This window comes from Streptomyces solincola, assembly GCF_002982015.1.
Classification (GTDB): domain Bacteria; phylum Actinomycetota; class Actinomycetes; order Streptomycetales; family Streptomycetaceae; genus Streptomyces; species Streptomyces solincola.
This window is the reverse complement of sequence record NZ_PVLV01000112.1, coordinates 1-19329: the sequence shown is the minus strand read 5'-3', so window position 1 is coordinate 19329 and position 19329 is coordinate 1. Positions and strand designations below refer to the sequence as shown.

Annotated in this window: 15 protein-coding genes and 1 tRNA gene; 6 read left to right on the top strand and 10 right to left on the bottom strand. The window is 73.7% G+C overall.

Annotation, left to right across the window (positions count from 1 at the left end):
• Nucleotides 1-14 precede the first annotated feature (14 nt).
• A tRNA-Arg gene (locus C6N75_RS09095) sits at nt 15-87 on the top strand.
• Between the two features lie 200 nt (nt 88-287).
• Complete coding sequence (locus tag C6N75_RS09090) at nt 288-1136, top strand: class II glutamine amidotransferase (protein ID WP_105868348.1); 849 nt, start codon at nt 288-290, stop codon at nt 1134-1136.
• 25 nt (nt 1137-1161) lie between these two features.
• On the opposite strand, the gene C6N75_RS09085 is transcribed toward C6N75_RS09090, so the two are convergent.
• Both C6N75_RS09085 and C6N75_RS09080 read right to left on the bottom strand, forming a co-directional pair.
• Complete coding sequence (locus tag C6N75_RS09085) at nt 1162-1368, bottom strand: hypothetical protein (protein ID WP_105868347.1); 207 nt, start codon at nt 1366-1368, stop codon at nt 1162-1164.
• 233 nt (nt 1369-1601) lie between these two features.
• The gene (locus C6N75_RS09080; RefSeq protein ID WP_105868346.1) at nt 1602-2192 is read right to left on the bottom strand and encodes a snapalysin family zinc-dependent metalloprotease; all 591 of its coding nucleotides are present in this window, start codon (nt 2190-2192) and stop codon (nt 1602-1604) included.
• A 475-nt stretch (nt 2193-2667) separates the two neighbouring features.
• Here C6N75_RS09080 and C6N75_RS09075 point away from each other — a divergent pair, with 475 nt between their 5' ends.
• Nucleotides 2668-3792 (top strand): S1 family peptidase, encoded by a 1125-nt coding sequence (locus tag C6N75_RS09075; protein ID WP_258177302.1) that lies wholly within the window; start codon nt 2668-2670, stop codon nt 3790-3792.
• Nucleotides 3793-3804: 12 nt separating this feature from the next.
• Here the strand turns inward: C6N75_RS09075 and C6N75_RS09070 are convergent, their stop codons facing one another.
• Together C6N75_RS09070 and C6N75_RS31975 are read right to left on the bottom strand one after the other, a co-directional pair.
• Nucleotides 3805-5556, bottom strand: coding sequence for an MFS transporter (locus C6N75_RS09070; protein ID WP_256103433.1), 1752 nt, complete (start codon nt 5554-5556; stop codon nt 3805-3807).
• Between the two features lie 570 nt (nt 5557-6126).
• The gene (locus tag C6N75_RS31975; protein ID WP_265737435.1) at nt 6127-8646 is read right to left on the bottom strand and encodes a D-alanyl-D-alanine carboxypeptidase; all 2520 of its coding nucleotides are present in this window, start codon (nt 8644-8646) and stop codon (nt 6127-6129) included.
• A gap of 179 nt (nt 8647-8825) precedes the next feature.
• Here C6N75_RS31975 and C6N75_RS09060 point away from each other — a divergent pair, with 179 nt between their 5' ends.
• The 3 genes from C6N75_RS09060 (at nt 8826) to C6N75_RS09050 (ending at nt 11214) form a co-directional block, all read left to right on the top strand.
• Nucleotides 8826-9563, top strand: coding sequence for a GOLPH3/VPS74 family protein (locus C6N75_RS09060; protein WP_105868343.1), 738 nt, complete (start codon nt 8826-8828; stop codon nt 9561-9563).
• Between the two features lie 255 nt (nt 9564-9818).
• Nucleotides 9819-10727, top strand: coding sequence for a helix-turn-helix domain-containing protein (locus C6N75_RS09055; RefSeq protein WP_105868351.1), 909 nt, complete (start codon nt 9819-9821; stop codon nt 10725-10727).
• Nucleotides 10728-11010: 283 nt separating this feature from the next.
• Nucleotides 11011-11214: a DUF397 domain-containing protein gene (locus tag C6N75_RS09050; RefSeq protein WP_105868342.1), complete on the top strand. Its 204-nt coding sequence runs from the start codon at nt 11011-11013 to the stop codon at nt 11212-11214.
• A gap of 127 nt (nt 11215-11341) precedes the next feature.
• Here C6N75_RS09050 and C6N75_RS09045 read toward each other — a convergent pair whose 3' ends face one another.
• The 6 genes from C6N75_RS09045 to C6N75_RS09020 all read right to left on the bottom strand — a co-directional run.
• Complete coding sequence (locus tag C6N75_RS09045) at nt 11342-12463, bottom strand: ADP-ribosylglycohydrolase family protein (RefSeq protein WP_105868341.1); 1122 nt, start codon at nt 12461-12463, stop codon at nt 11342-11344.
• A gap of 174 nt (nt 12464-12637) precedes the next feature.
• Nucleotides 12638-15250, bottom strand: a complete 2613-nt coding sequence (locus C6N75_RS09040; RefSeq protein ID WP_105868350.1) for a bifunctional FO biosynthesis protein CofGH — start codon at nt 15248-15250, stop codon at nt 12638-12640.
• Nucleotides 15251-15307: 57 nt separating this feature from the next.
• Nucleotides 15308-16135 carry a TIGR03619 family F420-dependent LLM class oxidoreductase gene (locus C6N75_RS09035; RefSeq protein ID WP_105868340.1) on the bottom strand — a complete coding sequence of 276 codons (828 nt, stop codon included), beginning with the start codon at nt 16133-16135 and terminating at the stop codon, nt 15308-15310.
• Nucleotides 16136-16395: 260 nt separating this feature from the next.
• The gene (locus C6N75_RS09030) at nt 16396-16713 is read right to left on the bottom strand and encodes a cupin domain-containing protein (RefSeq protein ID WP_105868339.1); all 318 of its coding nucleotides are present in this window, start codon (nt 16711-16713) and stop codon (nt 16396-16398) included.
• A gap of 117 nt (nt 16714-16830) precedes the next feature.
• Nucleotides 16831-18402: an APC family permease gene (locus C6N75_RS09025; protein WP_105868338.1), complete on the bottom strand. Its 1572-nt coding sequence runs from the start codon at nt 18400-18402 to the stop codon at nt 16831-16833.
• Nucleotides 18403-18708: 306 nt separating this feature from the next.
• Nucleotides 18709-19329, bottom strand: a 621-nt coding sequence (locus C6N75_RS09020) for a pentapeptide repeat-containing protein (protein WP_219852864.1), incomplete at its 5' end; no start/stop codon positions are given.

The following is a 19329-nucleotide window of genomic DNA, read 5'->3' as shown; positions in this document are numbered from 1 at the left end:
CCGGGCGCCGCCCCGCCTTCGTAGCTCAGGGGATAGAGCACCGCTCTCCTAAAGCGGGTGTCGCAGGTTCGAATCCTGCCGGGGGCACCGAGGAACACCTGGTCAAAGGCCCTTCCGTCACCGTACGGGAGGGCCTTCGCGCGCTCGGTGCGCGACAGCGCCCGGGGGCTCTCCGTCCGCGTGCCGGGCCCACTGCCGAAGGCGATACTGGGAGGAGCAGCCGGGGCCGCGGAGGAGCGCGCGGCCGCCGCGGGGGTGTCGGCGCCGCCATCGGAAAGGGCCGCACGATGTGCCGCTGGATCGCGTACTCGGGTACGCCCGTACTCCTCAGCCGGGTGCTGTTCCAACCGGAGCACTCCCTGATCGACCAGAGCCTGCACTCCCGGATGGGCGTGGAGACCACCAACGGCGACGGCTTCGGCGTCGGCTGGTACCCGCAGGAAGGGGCCGATCCGGCGGTGCTGCGGGACGTCGGCCCGGCCTGGAACAACCGCAACCTCCAGGAGATCGCGCACCACACCCGCTCGGGGCTGTTCTTCGGACACATCCGCGCGTCGACCGGAACGGCCGTGCAGCAGAGCAACTGCCATCCGTTCCGGCACGGTCGCTGGCTGTGGATGCACAACGGACTGATCAGCGAGTTCCGCCGGATCCGGCGTCGACTCGCCCTGGCCGTCGACCCGGAGCGGTTCGCCGACATCGAAGGGTCCACCGACTCGGAGGTCATGTTCCACCTCGCCATGACCTTCGGCCTGACGGACGATCCGCCGGGGGCTGTGGCCCGCATGGCGGGCTTCGTCGAGACGACCGCGCAGGATCACGGCATCGCGCACCCGTTGCAGATGACCATCGCGGTGTCCGACGGCCGGCGCATCTGGGCCTTCCGCTACTCCAGCGAGGGCCGCTCGCGCTCGCTGTACGTCACCACCAGGATCGAAGCGCTGCGCGCGCTGCACCCCGAGGTGTGGTTCCTGCACGAGCTCTCCGACGAGACCCGCCTGGTCGTGTCGGAGCCCCTGGGGGGCATGGTCGGCGCGTGGAACGAGGTGCCGGAGAGCAGTTACGGCGTCATCGAGCCGGGCGGCGGCACGCTCCACGACTTCAGGCCCGCGCACGCCGCCGGCCGGACGGCCTGACGGTCCGGGAGCACGGCGCGCCGCCTCAGTGGAAGGCCAGCCACCCGACGCCCAGCGCGCAGACGAGCCCGGCGGCCGCCGCCCCGGCGGGGCGGTTGCGGTGCAGGGCGAGCCGGACGAGCACGGCGGTCACCAGGACCGCGCCGGTGCCGATCGCGAAGCGCAACGGCCCGTCGCGGTACCCGAACTGGCCTATGTGCCCCGCCAGCCAGGCGAACCAGGCGATCCTCATGGCGCTCCCCGTGCCCTCCCCGCAGAGGTGGACAGGATCCCACAGGCGCGGCGGGGTGCGGGGCGGCTCCGCGGACGTCAGTCCCTGCGCCGCACGGGCCGATCGGGCCGGCGGGCGGGGCGGCGCCGGCCGGGGCGACCGGCGGCCGCCGCACTGACCGGCGCCCGTGTCCGGACGGGCCGCGGCCCCCGCTCACGACGGCTGGGGCGCGGCGGGGGCCCCGACGCCGTCGGTCAGGGCGCGTCGACCAGGACGCGGCCGGTCGTGGGGGTCAGGGCGGCGGCGCCGTTGGCGTAGAGGGAGTCGACGCGGGAGCGTTCGGTGGTGTTGGGGACGGCGTTCTTGCAGGTGATGCCGGCGCTGGAGCCGGACATGAGCTGGGTGCAGGGTCCCGGCTTGGTGTCGGGGAGGCCGAGGCTGTGGCCGAGCTCGTGGGCGGCGATACGGGTCTTGTCGTGGCCCTGGGTGACGGCCTGGCTGCCGAGTTCGACCCGGGCGGAGCCGCCGGGGCGGACCGGTCCGAGGGTGGCCTGGGGCCAGCCGGTGGTGGCGACGATCTGGATCTCGGCGCGGGTGCCCGGCGCGGCCTCGACCAGGCGGACGTTGCGCACGGTGGCGTTCCAGTTGGCGACGCCGGCGGCGATCGCGGACTCCCAGCCGACGGCCCGGCTGTCGTCGTAGCGGAGGGTCACCACGGCGCTGGGGGCCGCCGGGGGCGCGGGTGCGGGAGCGGCGGTCGCGGCCGTCGCGGCGGCCAGGGTGAGTACGGCGGCGGCGGTGGCCGTCTTCGTCCAGAAGGACAGGGTCTGGGGAGAGGTGGGCATTGCGGTTCCTTCACCTGTGGGGGGTCCGGCCTGGGTCGGGCCGAAATGGGTGGGAGCAACTGCGGTGCGCGAGGCGGAGGTTGGGGATCGCCTCGGGAGCAGAAGGTACGCCGATCGGCGGTGGATGGCCATGGGGTCGGAGAGCCGGCGCCCGGCGGCGTACCGGCATGGCCGCATGGGCGAGCGAACAGAATCGGCCAACCTACCGACCGGTGAACATTGGCATGGACCTGACCTTGAGGCCGCGCTACGCTCTGCGCCGAGCGTGGTTGAGAGCGCTCTCAGACCGGTTGAGAGTCCCCGCTCCTCCCATGCGCTGTTCCGCCCCCACCATCGCAGGAACGACCGAAGGGTCTCCCCCATGAGCAGCAGGACGAGCAGCAGGACCAGCAGGAGTGCGAGCAGCGGTAGCAGCAGGGGTACGAGAAGCGGTGCCGGAAGGAGCGTTCACCGGGCCGCGCGGGTCGGGGTCGCCGTGGCGGCGCTGGTCGGGGCGTACGCCACGACGGCGGCCGGGGCCGCGACCGCCGCGCCCGCGCCCGCCCCGGTGCCGACCGTGGCCGAGAAGCCGCTGTCGGGCGGGCTGGTGGACGCCATGAGCCGCGACCTCGGCCTGACCCCGGCGCAGGCCGAGCGGCGACTGGCGGCCGAGACGGCGGCCGCCGCCGTGGAGGGGAAGGCCAAGCGCGTGGCCGGCTCCGCGTACGGCGGGTCCTGGTTCGACTCGGGCAGCGGGAAGCTGACCGTGGCCGTCACCGACGGCGGCAAGGCCGCGGCGATACGGGCCGCGGGGGCCGAGGTGCGGGTGGTGCGACACAGCGAGAAGCGGCTCGACTCGGCCAAGGCGGCCATCGACGGCCTCACGGCGCCAGGCGGCGTGAGCAGTTGGCACGTGGACCCGAAGGCGAACTCGGTCGTCGTCAACGTCGTCACCGCACGGAAGACTGACAACGATGTCCGGGCGTTCGTGAGGAAGGCGGGCGCGGTCGGCCCCGTCCTGGTGCGGGAGGTGGCGCAGGCACCGCAGACGTTCGCCGCGGGCACGGTCGGCGGCGACCCCTACTACACCGGCAACGTCCGCTGCTCCATCGGCTTCTCGGTGCACGGCGGCTTCGTGACGGCCGGCCACTGCGGGCGGGCCGGGCAGCAGGTGCGGGGCTGGGACAACAGCTACATCGGCAACTTCCAGGGCTCGTCGTTCCCCGGTGACGACTACGCCTGGGTGAACGTCGGCAGCGGCTGGTGGACCGTGCCGGTGGTGCTGGGCTGGGGCACCGTCCCGGACCAGTTGGTCCGCGGCTCCAACGAGGCGCCGATCGGGGCCTCGATCTGCCGCTCCGGCTCCACCACCCGCTGGCACTGCGGCCGGGTGCTGGCCAAGAACGAGACCGTCAACTACAGCCAAGGCGCGGTCCACCAGATGACCAAGACCAGCGTGTGCGCCCAGGGCGGCGACTCCGGCGGCTCGTTCATCAGCGGCGACCAGGCGCAGGGCGTCACCTCCGGCGGCTGGGGCAACTGCACCAGCGGCGGCGAGACCTGGTACCAGCCGATCAACGAGATCCTCGGCCGGTACGGGCTGCGGCTGCACACCGCCTGACCGGCGGCGGCGCTACCGCAGTTCCTCGGGGCAGGGAGTGCCCCTGGGGAAGATCTTGTAGGGCGCGGCCAGCCGGTAGACGCCCGGCCCGGGGGCGACGAGTTCGGTCCACTCGTCGCCCTCTCCGTCCTCCTCCGCCTTGAGGAGGCACCCGTGCGGGTTGACGTACTCGGCGGGCTCGCCGTCGTCCCGCTGCTTGGACAGCTCCGTCTCGTAGGGCGGTTCGACCTTCTGGCCGGTCTCGTCGAGGAGGGAGAGCCACGGCGAGTAGGGGACCCGGATCAGGACCCGGCCGGACGTCCGCACCCGTACGGTCATGCCGTCCGCCCCGGCCCGCTCGACCGCCGCCGGCGGGTCGGCCAGCGGCGTCGGCTCGGCCACCGCGAACAGCCGCCAGTTGGCGTCCGACCAGACCGGCTTGAGGTAGGGCTGCCCCTCCCGTACCAGCTCGGCCTCCTGCTCGGCCCCGGTGTCCGGGTCGCCCTTGGGCAGCACCACGTAGTGCACGGCCCAGCGGTGCAGCCAGTCCCGGTAGGTGACGGCATTGAGGGTGTCGTCGTAGAAGACCGGGTTGCGCTCCATGTCGGCCTGGCGGTTCCAGCCGCGGGCCAGGTTGATGTACGGGGCGAGCGCGGACGCCTCGCGGTGGCTGCGGGCCGGCACGACCTCCACCCGGGCCCGCTCCGCCCGCAACTGCTGGAGCTGGTTGATCAGCGGCGCCGCCTCGCGCGCCCAGGCCGCGTCGGGGGCGGTGCGCACCACGTCGTCCACGCTCTTGAAGCCGATCCAGCCGTTGAGCCCGACGAACGCCAGCACCAGCGCGTACCAGCGGCGGCTGCGCGGCGCGGTGTACGGCAGGGCGGCGAGGAGCACGACTCCGGCGAAGAGCATCGGCAGCCGGGAGACGTTGGAGCCGACCTGGGAGTCGACCAGCCAGGTCAGCAGGGCGCCGGCGGCGTAGACGGCCGCGCCGGTGCGGACCGTGCGCCAGTCGCGCGGGACGAGGAGGAAGACCAGCAGGCCGAAGGCGAACGGCAGCAGGGTGGACGCGAAGGACATCGGCTGCGTACCGGAGAACGGGAACAGCCAGGAGGAGACGGCGACCACGGCGACGGGCGCGAGCCCCAGCGCGTACGCCCCGGGGCGGCGCTTGTTGAGGAACAGCGCGGCCGCCGCGACGCCGAGGAACAGCCCGGCCACCGGGCTGGCGGCGGTGGCGAGCCCGGCCAGCGGGGCCGCCGCGGCCGCCTTGGCCCAGCGCCGGTAGCGCCAGCGGTGCGGCCAGCAGAAGACGGCCGCCACCGCGCCCAGCGCGAACATCATGCCGAGCCCGAAGGTGACCCGGCCGGACAGCGCGTTGCAGAGGAAGGCGAAGACGCCGGCGAGCGCGCAGGCCAGCGGGTTGCGGACGGCCCGCACCCGCACCAGGATCAGCGCGGTCAGCGCCGCCGACGCGGTGCCGGCGATCATCATCGTCGTCCGCACGCCGAGCAGGGACATCAGGTACGGCGAGACGACGCTGTACGACACGGGGTGCATCCCGCCGTACCAGGCGAGGTTGTACGCGGAGTCCGGATGCCGGCCGACGAACTCGGCCCAGGCGTCCTGCGCGGCCAGGTCGCCGCCGCTGTTGGCGAAGACGTAGAACCACAGGACGTGGGTGAGCGCGGCGAGGAAGGTGGCCGCGGTGACCGGATGCAGCAGCCTGCTCCGCCACCGGGGAGCCTCGTCCTCGGCCGGCGGCGCGGGAAGCGGCCGCGGCACGGCGCCGGCCGGCACCGAAGCCGGGGCCGGAGCCGGAGCCGGAGCCGGAGCCGGAGCCGGAGCCGGCGAGGGATGCTGCGGGGCGTCGGCCGGGTGCGGGGGGCGGGTCGCGGGGACCTTCGGACGCGGGCGTACGGCGTCCCGCGCGCGTACGGCGTGTGCGGCCGCCGGGTCCGCCTTGCGGGTCGGCTCAGGCTCCGTGGTGGTCACCGCTGCTCGGCCCTCTGCTCTCTGCGCTGCCCTGCCCGCTTGCGCGGCTGCCCTGCCCTCGCGCCCCCGCGCGGCCCGGAGGGCCCGGGGCCGCCGCCCTTCCGCCGGGGAAGACGGCTGCCCGCTGCCCGCCGGTTGACTCCGGCCCGGCACCGCGCCGTCGGCCGGAGGGACGGGACCGGCGGCCACCGGAGAGAGCAGGGAGACCGACGGGACTCGTCGTCGGACGCTAACACGCGGGCGCCCCGGCGAACCCGGCCAACCCGGGGCGCTCGCGCGGACCGGCACCGGACGGCAGCGGTCCGTGCCGGACGGCACCGGTCCGTGCCGATCGATGCCGGCCCGCGGCCGGCGTACACCTCAGCCGACGCGCGTGAGCTTCGCGCCGAATCCCGGCTCGGCCAGTTCGCCCTGGACCGCGACCGGCACCTTCACCTGGCTGGCGCCCTCGCCGACGGTCAGCGAGCCGACCGTCGTCCCGGCAGCCGCCGAGTGCGGGACCGTGCCGCCGCCGTCCGTCAGCTCCAGCTTCACCGTCAGGCCGGACCAGCCGACGACCGCGACGTCCTTGGTGGCCACCACGGGGGTGGTGCCGCCCAGGCCGTCGTCGACCCGGCCCACCACGTCGCCCTTCCTCACGACCGTCTGGCTCTGGAGCAGGTCCTGGGTGGCGAGCATGGCCTCCTTGCTGGCGGAGATCGCGCTGTCCAGGATCGGCGTCCGGTACTGGGCCAGCACCGCGCCGACGATGAGCTGGTCGGTGTCGCCGACCTTCTGGTGCGCGGCGAACAGCAGGTTGCCGCCGGCCTTGGTGGTGGAGCCGGTCTTGATGCCCAGCGCACCGTCGTACGGCACCAGGTTGTTCCAGTTCCGCCACTCCTTGCCCGACGGGTCCGTCCACTCGGGCATGACGGTGATCGCCATCAGGGCTTCCATCTCCACGAGCTGCTCGCCCAGCTTCACCTGGTCCTCGGCGGTGCTCACCGTGGACGCGGTCAGCCCGGAGGGGTCGGTGTACGTGGTGTTCTTCATGCCGAGGTCCTTGGCCGCGGCGTTCATCTTCTCCACGAACGCCTTCTCGGACCCGGCGTCCCAACGGGCCAGCAGGCGCGCCACGTTGTTCGCCGACGGGATCATGATCGCGGCGATGGCGTCGTGCAGGGAGATCTTGTCGCCCGCCTTGAGGGTGTTGACGGTCGACTCGCCCTGCGCGTCGTACCCGCCCTCCTTCTCGGCCAGCGCGTCCACCTCGATCATCGGGCCCTTGGAGCCCTTCTTCAGCGGGTGGTCGCGCAGCACGACGTACGCCGTCATCGCCTTGGTGACGGAGGCGATCGGCACCGGCTTCTGCTCGCCGAAGGAGTCGACCGTGCCGAGGCCGGTCGCCGACATGTACCCCTGCCCCTCACCCGGCCACGGCAGCTTGGGCTCGGCGCCGGCGAAGGTGTACTCGGGCTTGGCGGTCAGCTCCAGCGTCGGCTCCGGCAGCGGGCGGACGGCCTGGACCACGGCGAAGACGACGAGCAGCAGCAGGACCAGCGGGGTCCAGATCTTGACCCGCCGAACCGCGGTGCGCACCGGGGTCTCCGGCGGAGGCGGGGTGTTGGTCAGCTCGGCGAGCAGGTCCAGCGGCGGACGCGGCGGCATGGGCTGCTGCCGGGTCTGCTCCGGCCCGAGCGAGTCGGGCAGCGCCGCGGTCTCCTCGGCGGGCGCGGCGGCCTTCGACCCGGTGGCGCCCTTCGACCCGGTGGCGCCCTTCGACCCGGTAGCGGCCTTCGACCCGGCGGACGCGGGCGCGGCCGCCGGCTTGGCGGACGGGGCCGGCTTGGCGGGCTGGGACGGCTTGGCCGGGGCGGGGCGTACGTCGTCGGAGCGCAGCGGTACGAACGTGCTGGTCCGCTCGGCCGCCGACTCCGGCTTCCGGGCGGCCGCGGCCTCCCGGGCGGAGTCGGCACCCTGCTTGCGGGCAGCTGCCGCGGCCGCGCCCGCGCCGACGGCCTTCAGCATGGTGGTCGGCTGGTCGACGGGCGGCGCGGTGCGCTGGACGGCCTTGAAGACGGCGGTGGGCTGGTCCACGGGCCGGCCCTTGCCGCCCTCGGACTCGTCCCCGGTGCCGGTCTCGGTCTCGGTCTCGGTCTCGGTCTTGGACTCCGACTTCTCGTCGCCGGAGTCGTCGCCGGAGTCGTCGTCGCGCTCGTCCGCGGAGGCATCCGCCGAGTCCTCTGTCGCGGAGCCGTCGGCCGAGGAGTCCTCGGCCGGAGAGCCGTCGGCCGGGGCCGCAGTGTCGTTTCCGCTCGCCGCCCCGCGGGCCTCCTCGACGGGACCCTCGGCGTCGGCGTCCTCGGAGACCTCGGACGTGCGCTCGCCGGAGGCGGGCTCCTCGGTCGTCGCGGCCTCCCCGGGCCCGGGCCCGGACTCGGGTTCCCCGTCGCGGCCGACCCAGGCGGCCACCGCGGCGCGCAGCCGCTCGTCGCCGGCCTTCCCGGCGCCGGCGGGCTCGGCGTCCCCGGCCGGCTCGCCCGCCCCGCCCCCGTCGCCGTCGCCGTCCGCGTGCTCGCCGTCGCGCTCGTCCCCGGCCTCGTCCTCGGCCTCGGCGGCGGCCTCGGCGGCGGGTTTCCCGCTCTCCGCCGGCTCGGCGGGGGAACTTCCGGCGGCCTCCCCGGCGTCATCACGTACGGACTGCGCCTCCGGGTCGGGGGCGGCGTCCGGTTCCTCGTCCGAGGGTGTGCGCTGCGAGCGGGAGGTGGTGTCAGGTGCACGGAAGATCGCCGTGGGCTGGTCGCCCCCGGCAGTCGCGCGCTCGTCGGCGCCCCCGTCCTTCGACGCCGTCTCCCCCGGCGACTTCTGCTGCTCCGACCTGTCGGGGGACTCGCCCGCCACCGTGCCTCCTTCGTTCAAAGCATTGTCCGAACCGTGTACCAGTGTCCTGTGTGACCGCGTGGTTCCCTCGCTAGACGAGAACGACATACCTGCCGGTTCCCGTACGAAGCACCCAGGCGCTCTCGACAGATGAATGTGAGAGGGGTCACCCTGTCACTCATCCACGCGGGGAGGCATGGATGGGCAGGAGCCGCAGAACACTTCCGGAGGAGCTTCTGCTGCTCGCTCTGGACCCGGCCACGGGTACCACAGCGCAGCCGCAGTCGCTCGACCTCGGCCTGGCCGGAGCGCAGCTAGTGGAGCTCGCTCTGGCAGGACGGATAGCCCCGGACGGGGATCGTATCGCCGTGGTGATGCCACGGCCGACCGGAGATCCGACACTGGACTCCGCACTGGAGCTGCTGCGCAGGCGTGGCAGTCCGGTGCGGGCGGTCCACTGGATCGGCGGGCCCCGGCTGGGGTTGCGCCAGACCTATCTCTCACATCTGGAACGGTGCGGCATGGTGCACGCCGTCGAGGGCCAGATGTGCGGGGTGCTGCCGACGACGCGCTACCAGGCGACGGAGACGGCGATCAGCCGGGAGATCAGGGCCCGGCTGGACAGTGCGATCCGCACCGGCGTACCGCCGGACCCGCGGACCGCGGCGCTCGCCGCGCTGGCCCACGCGGTCGGTCTCGGCAAGCACCTGTATCCCGGGAACGAGGGGCGCTCCTCGCGCTCCCGGCTCCGGGACCTGATCAGGCACGACCCGATGGGCGGTCTCGTGGCGCACGCCGTGATGGACGTCCAGAACGGCGCGGCCGCCCAGCCGCGCCGGGGCGCCGGCGGCGCGGGCGGCGGGCGCGCGGCGCACGCGGTCCCGGCCCAGCCGGGGCAGCACGCCGGCGGGGCGATGCTCCGCGCGGTCGCGCACTAGAGGGCTTCACGTCCGCACGCGCCGGCAGGCGCCGCAGGCGTCGGATACGCGTCGGGCTTCCGCACCCGGGGATGGCACCCCGGGTCGGAGGTCCGACGCGTATCGGCGTTTTCCAGCGCGACACGCCCGTTGGTGGCAGTCTGCTGAACTGTAGATACGCGGAGCTACTCCCGCCCGTCCGGGGCCTCGTGGGGGACACGGGCTCGCGCCCGCCGTGCGGAGAGCGGCAGTTCGACAGCCGGAGGTGCAGTGTCCGTGGCGTCCAACGTCAACCCCACCGTCAGGCGGCGCAGATTGGGCCAGGAGTTGCGGCGGCTGCGGGAGCAGAAGGGCATGACGGCGGAGGAGGTGGCCGAGCGGCTGCTGGTCTCCCAGTCGAAGATCAGCCGCCTGGAGAACGGTCGCCGCTCCATCAGCCAGCGCGACGTGCGCGACCTGTGCGGGGTGTACGAGGTCGAGGACCACCGGGTGGTCGACTCGCTGATGCAGATGGCCAAGGACTCGCGCCAGCAGGGCTGGTGGCACGCGTTCGGCGACATCCCGTACAGCGTCTACATCGGCCTGGAGACGGACGCGGCCTCGCTGCGGGTGTACGAACCGCAGGTGGTGCCGGGGCTGCTCCAGACCCGGTCGTACGCGGAGGCGCTGATCACCGGTTCGGCGCCGGAGTGGACGGCCGCCGACATCGAGAAGCGGGTCGGGGTGCGCATCCGCCGGCAGGACCGGATCAAGGAGGCGGACCAGCGGCCGGCTCAGGCACGGGACGCCAAGGAGCCCGAGGCGCCGCTGCGGCTGTGGGCGGTGATCGACGAGTCGGCGCTGCGGCGGGTGGTCGGCGGCAAGCAGCTCATGATCGCCCAGTTGGAGCACCTGGTCGAGCAGTCGCACCTGCCGCACGTCACCGTGCAGGTGCTGCCGTTCGACATGGGCGCGCACCCGGGCATCGGCGGGCACTACGCCATCCTGGAGTTCCCGGACGCGGCGGACTCCTCGGTGGTGTACATCGAGGGCGTCACCAGCGACCTGTACCTGGAGAAGGCGAACGACGTGCAGCGGTACAGCGTGATGTACGAGCACCTGCGCGCCCAGGCGCTGAACGTGGAGCAGACCCGGCAGTTCGTCGGCGACGTGATCAAGGAGTACGCCGGCGGCAACGTCCGCTGAGCGGCCGCGGGCTGCGCACCGGGCGGGCGCGAGGCGACCGCTGGGCGGACGTTTCCACGCGAGGGGCGGGTACCGTACACCCGGCCCGGCCTCCGGTGTAAGTCTCTGCGGAATATGCCATCCGGTCGAGTGAACGGCCGTCCCGGTGGGCGGAGTCGGCGAGTAGCGTCGATCACGTCGGCCTGCACGATCTGCCAGGCCGGTACCGGCGTCTCGGCCGACCGCGCGGGCAGCTCGCGGGGCCACCGTCGGGACGAGCCTCACAGATACCGGAGCGCAGAAGATGGCCATCACTCAGGGCGGCACGGACACCTGGACCAAGTCCTCCTACTCGGGCGCGAACGGCGCCTGTGTCGAGGTGCGGTCGCCGGTCGTCGCCGAGATCGCGGTGCGGGACTCCAAGGAGCCGGCGGGTCCGTCGATCACCTTCCTCCCGACCGCATGGACCGCGTTCGTGCACGAGGTCGGCGCGGCCGGCCGCGACTGAACCGGTCAGCCCCCGCATCGCAGCAGAGCCCTCTCGACTGGTTCGCCGTCCCGGCCGAGGGGGCTCGGTCATGTCCGCATACGAGCGCCTGGGCCGGGTCCGCACACGGGGACGGGCGCGGATCGGTTCAGCCGCGCGGGTAGCGGGCCAGCCAGCCCGGGGCGGCGGAGTCCGGGCCGTGCAGGGCGGGGCCCTGGGTCATCTCCATCGCGAAGTCGTCGGCGAGGGCCAGCACGGTGGGCCGGCCCTCCAGCTCGGCCAGCCAGGCGGGCGGCAGCGCGGTCTCGCCGTGCAGCGCGCCCAACAGCGCGCCGGTCAGCGCACCGGTCTCGGCGGACGGGCCGTCGTGGTTGACCGCCAGCCGCAGCCCGTGCGCGGCGTCCTCGGCGACCAGGGCGCAGTACACGGCGATGGCCAGGGCGTCCTCGGCGCACTCCCCGTCGGTCTCCCCGAGGGCGGCGATCCGGGCAGGGCCCGGCGCCCCCTCGCGCACCGCGGCCAGCGCCTGGCCGAGGGCGGCGGTGACCGGTTCGTGGCCGGGTCTCCGGGCCGACTGGGCCTGGGCCCGGCGTACCGAGGCGTCGATGGTCTCGCCGCGGGCCAGTCCGTGCACGACGACCGCGAAGGCGCCGGCGGAGAGGTACGCGGCCGGATGGCCGTGGGTCTGGGCCGCGCACTCCACGGCCAACTGGCAGACCAGTTGCGGCTCCCAGCCCACCAGCAGCCCGTAGGGGGCGGAGCGCACCAGCGCGCCGGCGTCCCGGGCGGCCGGGTTCTTGGGCCGGTCCAGGGTGCCGAGCACGTCGTCGGCGAGGCCGGTGAGGGTGGCCCGGGGCGGGTCGCGGCGGACGTACAGCCACTCCTCGCAGGCCAGCCAGCCGTTGTCCTTGCGCCGCTCGTCGGGGCCCCAGTCGCGCTGGGTGGCGGCCCAGCGCAGATGGGCGCGGTGCACGTCGGTGGGCGGGTGCCAGGCGCCGGTGTCGCGGCGCACCTGGGCGCGGATCAGGCCGTCCACGGTGAACAGGGTGAGCTGGGTGGCGGAGGTGACGGCGCCGCGGCGACCGTAGGCGGGGGCGAGGTCGGTGAGGCCGGCGGGGCCGTGCGCCTGGCGGATCGCCTCGGTGGGCAGGGTGGCGACGCCCGCGCCGAGCGCGTCGCCGATCGCGGCGCCGAGCAGGCAGCCGCGCACCCGGGAGCGGAAGTCCTGCTGCTGGGCCCGGCCCCAGACCGCCGCGGTCGCCGCACTCACCTGGCGTCCTCCCCGCCCCTGACCGGCCCGCACCGGCCACTCGCCTCTGACATGTGCATCCTCATTCGGGGACCACCGTGGCCTGCACTGTAATCGAAGGGGAGGGGGAGGGTCCGGGTGCGCGCGGCGAACGGCCGGAACCGGTCAGCCCGCCGCACGCCCCCGTGCGCCGGGTCAGTCGGCGAGCACCGGCAGCAGCTTGGGCAGGTGCCCGTCGGAGGCGGCGGCCGCGCGCTGCCGCTCCTCGGTGACCTCCCCGTACAGGGTGGTGCGCGGCCGGGCCGGGCGGCCGGCGGCCTCGGCGACGGCCACCAGGTCGCGTACCGACTTGTAGGAGCCGTAACTCGATCCGGCCATCCGGGAGATGGTCTCCTCCATCAGCGTGCCGCCCAGGTCGTTGGCGCCGGACCGCAGCATCTGGGCCGCGCCCTCGCTCCCCAGCTTCACCCAGCTCGTCTGGATGTTGGTGATGTGCGGGTGCAGCAGCAGCCGGGCCATCGCCGTCACCGCCCGGTTGTCGCGGACGGTGGGGCCGGGGCGGGCGATCCCGGCGAGGTAGACCGGCGCGTTGGTGTGGATGAACGGCAGGGTGACGAACTCGGTGAAGCCGCCCGTCCGCTGCTGGATGCCGGCCAGCGTGCGGAAGTGGCCCAGCCAGTGCCGGGGCTGGTCGACATGCCCGTACATCATCGTGGAGGAGGAGCGGATGCCCAGCTCGTGCGCGGTGCTGACCACCTCGATCCAGGTGGCGGCGGGCAGCTTGCCCTTGGTGAGCACCCAGCGCACCTCGTCGTCCAGGATCTCCGCCGCGGTGCCCGGGATCGAGTCCAGCCCGGCCTCCTTCGCCGCGGTCAGCCACTCGCGGATCGACATCCCCGTCCGGCTGGCGCCGTTGACCACCTCCATCGGCGAGAAGGCGTGCACATGCATCTCCGGCACACGCTTCTTCACCGCCCGCGCGATGTCGAAGTACGCGGTGCCGGGCAGGTCCGGGTGGATGCCGCCCTGCATGCACACCTCGATCGCGCCGACCTCCCACGCCTGGGCGGCACGGTCGGCGACCTGGTCCAGGGAGAGGGTGTAGGCGTCGGCGTCGGTACGGCGCTGGGCGAAGGCGCAGAACCGGCAGCCGGTGTAGCAGACGTTGGTGAAGTTGATGTTCCGGGTGACGACGTAGGTCACCTCCTCCCCCACCACCGACTTCCGCAGGTCGTCGGCGACCCGGCAGAGCGCGTCCAGCGCCGGGCCGTCGGCGTGCAGCAGCGCCAGCGCCTGCTCGTCGCTCAGCTTCTCCGGGTCGTCCGCGGCCTGCGCCAGCGCCCCGCGCACATCGGTGTCGATGCGCTGCGGAACCATCCCCGGCGCCGCCGCCTCCCGCAGCGCGCCCCAGTCCCCGTACACCTCGTCGAAGTCGTCCCGCCGGTCCCCGGTCCGCCCGGTGGTGTCGATCTCCGTGTGCAGTTCGGTCCGGCCGCTCGCGGTGAACGCCTCGTCCGGCTCCTGCCACGGGCGGCCGACGACGGGCGCGTCCGGCACCGCCAGCCCGGTCTCCGGATCGGCCAGGGCGGTGACGTGCGGCAGCAGCCGCGGATCCAGCCACGGCTCACCCCGGCGTACGAACTCCGGGTACACGCACAGCCGTTCCGCCAGCCGGAACCCGGCCTCCGCCGACTTTCCCGCCAACGTCTCGATCTGCGGCCAGGGCCGCTCCGGGTTCACATGGTCGATGGTGAGCGGCGAGACCCCGCCCCAGTCGTCGATGCCCGCGCCGATCAGCCGGCCGTACTCCTCGTCCACCAGGTTCGGCGGGGCTTGCAGGCAGGCGGAGGGGCCCATGACGTGCCGGGCGACGGCGATGGTGGCGACCAGGTCGTCCAGCTCCGCGTCCGGCATCCCGCGCATGGCGGTGTCCGGCTTGGCGCGGAAGTTCTGGATGATCAGCTCCTGGACGGAGTGGTAGGCCCGCGCCACCCGGCGCAGCGCGAACAGCGACTCCGCCCGCTCCTCGTAGGTCTCCCCGATCCCGATCAGCAGCCCCGAGGTGAACGGCACCGACGACCGCCCGGCGTCCTCCAGCACCCGGACCCGGACCGCCGGCTCCTTGTCCGGCGACCCGTGGTGCGGCCCGCCCGGCTCGCTCCACAGCCGGGTGGCCGTCGTCTCCAGCATCATCCCCATCGACGGGGCGACCGGCTTCAACCGCTGGAAGTCGGTCCATGACATCACCCCGGGGTTGAGGTGGGGCAGCAGCCCGGTCTCCTCCAGGATGCGGATCGCCATCGCCCGCACATACGCGATGGTGTCGTCGTAGCCGTGCGCGTCCAGCCACTCGCGCGCCTCCGGCCAGCGGTCCTCCGGCTTGTCGCCGAGCGTGATCAGGGCCTCCTTGCAGCCCAGTTCGGCCCCGCGCCGGGCCACCTCCAGCACCTCGTCCGGCGACATGAACATCCCGTGCCCGGCCCGGCGCAGCTTGCCGGGCACGGTGGCGAAGGTGCAGTAGTGGCACTTGTCCCGGCACAGCCTGGTCAGCGGGATGAACACGCTCTTGCTGTACGTGATGGTGCCCGGCCGCCCGGCCGCCGCCAGCCCCGCGTCCCGCACCCGTGCCGCGGAGGCGGTCAGGTCCGCGAGGTCGTCACCGCGCGCCTGGAGCAGCACGGCGGCCTCGGACACGTCGAGCGCCACCCCGTCCCGGGCCCTCCTCAGGGCGCGGCGCATGGAGTTGGCGGTGGGAGCGGCCGCGGTGGAAGGGGCGTCGGCGGGGCGTACGGGCTGGTCATCCGTCATGTCCCCGAGCATACGTATCCGCCGCACGGGCCCCGTGCCGCGCCGGGAGCCGGGCCCCTACAGGTACTCCGCGTACGCGTCCAGGGCGCGCAGGACCTCCGGTTCGGGGGCCGGGGGGAGTTGGACGACGACTTCCCGGATGCCGAGGTCGGCGAAGCGGGCGAGTTTGCCGGCGGAGGGGCGGACCGCGTAGGGGACGACGTGCAGGGACTCGGGGTCGCGGCCGGCCTGCTGCCAGGCGGCGCGGAGGTCGGGCAGGGCCTCGGTGAGGCCGCTGCCGCCGATGGGCAGCCAGCCGTCGCCGTGCTCGGCGATCGCGGCGAAGAGCTTGGGGCCGGCCGCCCCGCCGAACAGCACCCGGGGTGCGCCGCCGGCCGGCTTGGGGTGGGCGAGGGAGGCGCGGACGGAGGCGGTGTGCCCGTGGTAGGCGGTGGGCTCGGCCGCCCAGAGGGCCCGCATGAGGGCGATCCGCTCGTGGACGGCGTCCCGGCGGGAGGTCCAGTGGACGCCGTGGTCGGCGGCCTCCTCGCGGTTCCAGCCGTAGCCGACGCCCAGGGTGAAGCGGCCGCCGGAGAGGAAGTCCAGGGTGGCGATCTGCTTGGCCAGGTCGATCGGGTCGTGCTGGGCGACCAGGGAGATGCCGGTGGCCAGGGCGAGGCGCTCGGTCACGGCGGCGGCCTGGGCCAGCGCGGTGAACGGCTCCAGGGTGCGGCCGTACTCGGGCGGCAGCTCGCCGCCGGCCGGGTAGGGGGTGGTGCGCTCGACGGGGATGTGGGTGTGCTCGGGCAGGTACAGCCCGGCGAACCCGCGCTGCTCCAGCTCGCGGGCGAGCCGTACCGGGCTGATCGTCTGGTCGGTCAGGAAGACCGTGGTCGCGATGCGCATAGCGGCCAACGTACGGCGCGGACGCGGCGCGGGCGGCATACGGGGATCAGCGGGCGGCCGGCCGCCAGGCGGCCGGACGAGCCGGCATCGTCCGGCCGGAGGCGCTCGGGGCCGCCCGGCCGGAGGCGCTGGGGGCGCCCGGCCGGAGGCGTCGGGAGCGGCCGGCGGGCGCGGCGCGGCGGGGTACGGAGGTCCGCCGGCCGCCGGCCGTGCCCGGGCGCCTGGGGGCCGGCGGCCCGGTCTTCCCTGGCGGCGGGGCCTCAGTCGTTGACGGCGGTGAGCAGGAAGGCGGCGTCGGTGACGGCGGTGACGCCGTGCCGTTCGGGCGGCAGCAGGTACAGCGCGCCCATGGGCAGCTCGGTGTCCCCCGACCGGGCGGTCACCCGGATCACGCCGCGCAGCACCTGGATCGAGGCGGCGGGCGGTGTGTTGTGCTCGTCCAGCGAGGTGCCGGCGGTCAGCGCGATGACCGACTGGCGCAGGGGTCGCTCGCGCACGATGAGGTTGGCGCTGCGTCCGTGCTCGTCGCGGTGGGCGGCGACCAGGTGTTCCTCGGCGATGGCGTGGAGGTCGTACATACCGTCCACCTTGCCCGGCCGGGCCGCCGCGCGCACGCGTAGGGGGGCGGACAGCGGAAGGGCGGGCGTCGCGCCGTCCCGCGCTGCCCGCCCTTCCTGCCAGGGGCCGTCGGGCCGTCAGTCCTCGACGACCAGCGAGGGGGTCTCGCGGGTGAGCACCTCGCCGCGGAAGAACGCCGGGCTGCGGCGCTGCATCACCAGCATGATCACCACGCCGGCGAGGAGCAGGCCGACGCCGATGACGAAGACCGAGCCGATGCCGAACACCGAGGAGCCGGAGCCGTGCGCCGGGTCCCAGCTGTCGTAGAGCGTCTTGACGAAGACGGCGGTGAGCATCAGCCCGCCGAGGGCCGGCAGCACGCCCTTGAGCATGGCGTCCTTGACCGATCGGGTCAGCTCCTTGCGGAAGAACCAGGCGCAGGCGAAGGCGGTCAGCGCGTAGTAGAAGCAGATCATCAGGCCGAGCGCGAAGATGGTGTCGACCAGGACGTTCTCGCTGACCAGGGTCATCACCGCGTAGAAGGTGCCGGTGGAGACGCCGGCGATGACGGTGGCCTTGCCGGGGCTCTTGAAGCGCGGGTGCACCTTGGTGAAGGACTTCGGCAGGGCCTCGTAGGTGGCCATGGCCAGGACCGTGCGGGCCACCGGGATGAAGGTGGTCTGGAGGCTGGCGGCGGCGGAGGCGAGGACCGCGACGAAGAGGGTGACGCCGAGGACGGGGCCCATGACGGGGCCGGCGAGGGCGGCGAAGACGTTGTCGATGGTGTCCGGGTTGGCCAGGCCAAGGCCGCTTTCGCCGGAGCCGACGAGCATCTGCGCGGCGATGCCGGTGGCCAGGTAGGAGCCGATCAGCACGACCATGGTGATCATGGCGGCCCGACCGGGGGTCTTGGCGCTGCCGGTGGTCTCCTCGTTGGTGGCCAGGCAGGCGTCCCAGCCCCAGTAGATGAAGATCGCGAGGGAGAGCCCGGCGCTGAAGGACGAGAAGGACTTGACCGCGAAGGGGTCCAGCCAGGTCCAGGAGAAGTCGGCGCCGGTGGGGAAGTCGGCGCTGCCGACCTTGGCGAAGGCCATCGCCACGAAGACGGCGAGCACCACGAGCTGGAGGCCGACCAGCGCGTACTGCACGCCCTTGGTGGCGGTCATGCCGCGGTAGCTGATCGCGGTCGCGACGGCGATCAGGGTGAGGCAGGTGAGGATGTGCGCGGCCTTGTTGTCGTCCAGCGCGGCGACGCTCGGACTGCCGGTGATCTCGCCGGCCAGGAGCCAGAAGTAGGTCGTGGCCACGCCGGCCAGGTTCGACAGGACGATGATCGTCGCGATCACCAGGCCCCAGCCGCACATCCAGCCGACCCGGGGGCCGAACGCCTTCACCGTCCAGGTGAAGGAGGTGCCGCAGTCCGGCATCACGCGGTTCAGCTCGCGGTACGCGAACGCCACCAGCAGCATCGGCAGGAAGCCGGCCAGGAAGACGGCGGGCATCTGGAGCCCGACCTCGCCGGCGGTCGGGCCGAGGGTGGAGGTCAGGCAGTAGACGGGGGCCACGGTCGAGATACCGATGACCGCGCTGCCGAGCAGCCCGACGGAGTTCCCGCCGAGGCCCTTGTCGCGCACCTCCGTGGTGTCACCCGGCATGGTGACGCCCCTTACCGTGTCTCCGGCCTGGGGCCGCGCTTCCACCTGAGTCATGAACGAGACGTTAAGTGCTGCGGTTTCCATATCCGGACTGCGGAAGTCCTCGATCTTTTCCTTGCAATCCCAGGCTTGGTGCGGCTATTGGTCAGCGAAAGGAAGATCGCTTGGCGGCGTGACCGACCGATCAGTAGGTGTCTCGCATGCCGTCCACTCTGCGGGAACCGCAGGGGTGTCCGTTTCGCCCGTTTCCAAATTTTCCCGTGCGATTTGTGTAACGGCCGCCGGACCGCCTCCGAGCGGGTGCCGGACGGCCGGCGGAGCCGGGCGCACGGCTGTACGCAGGGCCGATGCCCGGAATCGCTACCCGACCTCGTACCCGAGCGCGGCGGCGAGCAGCGCGGCCTGGTCGAGGTCGATCCGCGTGCCCCGGGCCTGCGCCGCCTGCGGGTCCAGCGCGGACAGGTCGCTGCCGCGCAGATCGGCCCCCGCCAGCCGTACGCCGTCCAGCGCCGCGCCCGACAGGTCGCACCGGGTCAGCACCGCCTCCTCCAACCGGGCGCCGGTCAGGTCCGCCTCGCGCAGCCGCACCCCGTCGAAGGACGCGCCGCGCAGGTCCGCACCGGGCAGCGCGGCGAACGACCAGTCCCCGCCATCCACCGCCAGCAGCCGGAACGCGGCCCGCTGGAAGTCCGAGCCGACCGCCTTGCAGCCCTCGAAGCGGGCGTCGAAGAAGGAGCAGCCGCGAAAGGAGCAGTTCAGGAAGGCGGAGCCGGTGTGCCGGGAGGTGTTGAACGCCACCCCGGAGAACACGCACCCGTCGAAGACCGCGCCCTCGCTGACCACCTCCGTCCAGTCCAGATCGTAGAAGGCGTACCCCTCGTACCGGTCCCGCGGTCCCAGCTCCCGTCCGTACCAGTCCTCGTCCCGCACCGCCGGCCCGGCGGCGCGGGACGAGGACTGGTACGGACGGGAGCTGGGACC

Bases quoted from the DNA above. Each gene is read 5' to 3' on its own strand.
- C6N75_RS09025 (WP_105868338.1), bottom strand. From the start codon at position 18,402: ATGACTCAGGTGGAAGCGCGGCCCCAGGCCGGAGACACGGTAAGGGGC.
- C6N75_RS09040 (WP_105868350.1), bottom strand. From the start codon at position 15,250: ATGACGGATGACCAGCCCGTACGCCCCGCCGACGCCCCTTCCACCGCG.
- C6N75_RS09050 (WP_105868342.1), top strand. From the start codon at position 11,011: ATGGCCATCACTCAGGGCGGCACGGACACCTGGACCAAGTCCTCCTAC.
- C6N75_RS09080 (WP_105868346.1), bottom strand. From the start codon at position 2,192: ATGCCCACCTCTCCCCAGACCCTGTCCTTCTGGACGAAGACGGCCACC.
- C6N75_RS09085 (WP_105868347.1), bottom strand. From the start codon at position 1,368: ATGAGGATCGCCTGGTTCGCCTGGCTGGCGGGGCACATAGGCCAGTTC.
- C6N75_RS09090 (WP_105868348.1), top strand. From the start codon at position 288: ATGTGCCGCTGGATCGCGTACTCGGGTACGCCCGTACTCCTCAGCCGG.
- C6N75_RS09030 (WP_105868339.1), bottom strand. From the start codon at position 16,713: ATGTACGACCTCCACGCCATCGCCGAGGAACACCTGGTCGCCGCCCAC.
- C6N75_RS09035 (WP_105868340.1), bottom strand. From the start codon at position 16,135: ATGCGCATCGCGACCACGGTCTTCCTGACCGACCAGACGATCAGCCCG.
- C6N75_RS09060 (WP_105868343.1), top strand. From the start codon at position 8,826: ATGGGCAGGAGCCGCAGAACACTTCCGGAGGAGCTTCTGCTGCTCGCT.